General features: G+C 39.1%; 1 protein-coding gene. It reads left to right on the top strand.

Translation table 11 applies throughout. From position 1 onward, the window contains the following. The first annotated feature begins 671 nt into the window (after window positions 1-671). Window positions 672-1,277 (top strand): endonuclease NucS domain-containing protein, encoded by a 606-nt coding sequence (locus F0226_RS22280; RefSeq protein WP_171737678.1) that lies wholly within the window; start codon window positions 672-674, stop codon window positions 1,275-1,277. Window positions 1,278-1,493 lie beyond the last annotated feature (216 nt).

Raw genomic sequence — 1,493 nt, 5'->3', positions numbered from 1 at the left:
AGATTCCCAACGCTTGGCGTTTTCGGTTTGATTCAACTTTAGTGTTTACGGCACAATGGTTTAGGTAGGGTGGTGGCGTTGCTCACTACTTAACGCGGCGTTATATTTTATCTGAAATCAGCGTCTTAAAATCAAATATGAAGTAGGTGACTTGTCGCTTTCTCAGGCTGTCAATTTCAGCTATTTTCAGCAGCAAAATGTCGAGGTCTTAAGGTTTTCGCTTTCTTCAGTCGTAAAGCATGTCAATGTTCGCGGGTGCTTCATTTTGGATTCGAGTCGAGTTATTTGTAAGTTTAACGGGCTAAAAGTCGCGTTAATGATATTTGCGTTTTAAGCTTTGCAATCGTTGGTAAATTGAAAGGTTTCAGTTTTCTTCTTCATTCGTTTTTAACGGTGAATATTGGACTTCCTTTTTATCAAAGTGATTTTCTGTTTTTAAGTGTCACTTTTAATTACAGCGCGTGAGTTGAATTAGAAAACCAAGTTAACATCGCAATTCTTTATCAAGCAAATCAACCTATTGATGTAAAATATAACAAGCAATTCAAGCTGACAGCCAACGCGTGGCATTTTCAGTTCCAATTGGTTTGGGTGTAATCGGTGCGTTGCTTTGGGTTCAGGTTTGCGTTGGTCTGCAACTTAATTGGGCGTTATGTAACAAGGAGAAAGTTATGGAGTATTCAACAATAAAGGAACTGGTAATTGATGTCTGTGCAACAGAAGGCACTTTTCCTTCTTTCGAGAAATTAACAGCTCTAGTTTTGGAAAACTTCCCTACAAGTAAGTGGCAGAAAACGCATTACGCTTGGTATAAATCGAAAATTAAGCGTGGTGAGATTGAAGTTCCGGGGTTTACCTCTGTCGATGCTACTGATGAGGATAATGACGTTCAAGAGTCAATAGATGCCAGCCTGTCCTTAGAAAAAGACCTTCATTCTTACCTAGCTCGAAATATTTCAGATATCGAGCTAGGTCTATCGGTCGTAGAGGGTGGGATTGAGTATGCACTTGACGCTGGGCGTATAGATATACTTGCCAAAGATAAAACCGACCAATTGGTCGTTATTGAGCTGAAAGCAGGGAAAGCAAAGGATTCAGCGTTAGGGCAGCTGTTAGGCTATATTGGCTGTCTTTCGGAATCATCAAATACATCGAATATAAGAGGTATTCTTGTCGCTTCAGATTTCGACAAAAGGGTGGTGTTTGGTGCTAAAGCCTTAAGCAATGTAAAGTTAGTGAAATACCAAGTATCGTTCAACTTGGAAGAAGTTACATAACAAAGCGTTTAAGACAGATTCCCAACGCTTGGCATTTTCGGTTTGCTTTGAATTTAGTGTTTACGGCACAATGGTTTAAGGTTAGTGGTCTGCGTTGCTCACTACTTAACGCGGCGTTATGTACTAGGAGGTAATTATCGATACTTACATTAAATTGAACTTTAGAAAGTATGTCTTATCTGAGTTTGTATTTATCATAGCTTTATTGAGTTTTTT

Source organism: Vibrio sp. 99-70-13A1 (genome assembly GCF_013114625.1).
Lineage (GTDB): Bacteria > Pseudomonadota > Gammaproteobacteria > Enterobacterales > Vibrionaceae > Vibrio.
Note: the sequence above shows the minus strand (reverse complement) of the source record. Positions and strands in the feature narration are given on the sequence as shown.

Bases quoted from the DNA above. Each gene is read 5' to 3' on its own strand.
- F0226_RS22280 (WP_171737678.1), top strand. From the start codon at position 672: ATGGAGTATTCAACAATAAAGGAACTGGTAATTGATGTCTGTGCAACA.